Source organism: Vibrio sp. Y42_MX_L11, assembly GCF_024181785.1.
In the GTDB taxonomy this organism is placed as follows: domain Bacteria; phylum Pseudomonadota; class Gammaproteobacteria; order Enterobacterales; family Vibrionaceae; genus Vibrio; species Vibrio diabolicus.
The window spans coordinates 1-1,607 of record NZ_JAMZAP010000049.1; the positions used below are offsets into that span (position 1 = coordinate 1).

Consider the following 1,607-nt stretch of genomic DNA (forward strand, 5'->3'; position numbering starts at 1 on the left):
ATTCCGCAGCCAATTTAGGAATAAACTGCTTCATACAGAACACCAAGAAGCTTAAGCAGCCGAGTCTGATGCTCTTGAACACCCGTTATGAAGCTTTGGCCGCCAAATTCGAGTGTGTCGATACCTTCGAATTTTAAGAATACCCAACGTGCCGTCGGTTTAGTTGTCGTCTTGTTCTTTACCATGCTAGGAAAGAATTCCTCGGTCTTAGTGAGACTCTCTCGGATTTTGTGCTCTAAGCTTGCGTAGACGAGTAGGCTCAGCGTCATGATCATCAGTAGTGCCTCGATTCGCTGAGGTTTCTTCAGGAAAATTGATGATGTTAAGAACTCAGGGCTTTTCAAAAAGCGAAAGCCGCGCTCGACCTTTTGCTGAGACTTGTAATGTTCAAGCAATGCAACCATTGTTAGGTCGGTGTTGTCAGTATCGTTGGTGGCGAGAATAAACATACCTACTTTAAGCTTGGCCAGTTTCACCTTTTCTAGATCGGTATAAGGCGTAGCATCTATCAAATAGTGGTATCCCGTCGGCTTTTCATCTTTCTTCGGCCGACCACGACCTGAATAAATTGGCTCTTTAACGATGGTTGATTGCGCGAAGCCAAGCAAATGACACTGGTTGGCGAAGTCGCTCATTGCTTGCTCGGCATCCACTGCGCAAGCAAACTGCTTTTTCTTTAGTTGTCCCAGCGCTTTCAGCTCTTTGGTGATATTTTTGTCTAAGTTCTTATAAAACGTTACCTGTTCTCGCTTGGTTGCTTGTTCACTATGAATCAACAGCCACTTCTGAGATACCGAGCCATAATCAGCGTCAACCCAACAACCCGAGTAGCCATTGCCGATATGGCTCAGCTGCTCTGGCTCAAGGTTCATTAAGGCCTCTTTGGCTGATTTAATGGTCATTGGAACACGCGTAATAAACTTCTGTTGTTGCTCATCCAGTGAACGAATGCTCTCTTCGGTGTATAAAGCGGCATCGGCGATGAAGTAGCGACTGTTTTGAGCTGCCTTCAGGCAATGAATATGCCGTTTAGTGACTTCTGAGAATGCCTTAGCATCATTGGTGTTACCACTAAGCGCTTGCATGTAAACAGGCAGGCCAGCTTGATTTTCGCAAATCAACTCAAGGACCACTTGATTTAGCTCTGGACGGTGGTCTCGGCTGTAGCCTTTTACCAGCTTGATGGCATTAAGATCTTCGTCCTGGGCGTATTCACCATCGACATGGAAGCTAGTGATATCAAGGTGTACAGAGTCTGTTTTAAGTCCTAGCTTATCAACGACATGCTCTGCAATCGCTTGATAAAGTGCGGAGACATCTGCTTCATATAAAGCATCTAACGTGCGTCCGAGTACATCGTCCGTTAAATGGTGAGCTTCAATATCTTTAGCAAGCAACTTGGCAACAGGCTTCGTCTCGAAGAAGTCAGAAAACATATGCAGCGTTCTGCTGTGAAAGCCAAGACCATTGAGAATCATCGCCAAGACCGCATCGCCATGTGAAACGTTATGATCCGAGTACTTGGGAATGACGCGATCAATAATACCAGGTAAGCCGATTTCATGGCAGAAAGCAGCGATCAGCCCTAAGTGATCTAGGCGTTTAAT

General features: G+C 45.7%; 1 protein-coding gene. It reads right to left on the reverse strand.

Annotated features, from left to right (window positions below):
- Nucleotides 1-14: 14 nt before the first annotated feature.
- Nucleotides 15-1,607 (reverse strand): IS1634 family transposase (locus NL643_RS22710; RefSeq protein WP_253645248.1); only part of this gene is annotated, 1,593 nt, incomplete at its 5' end.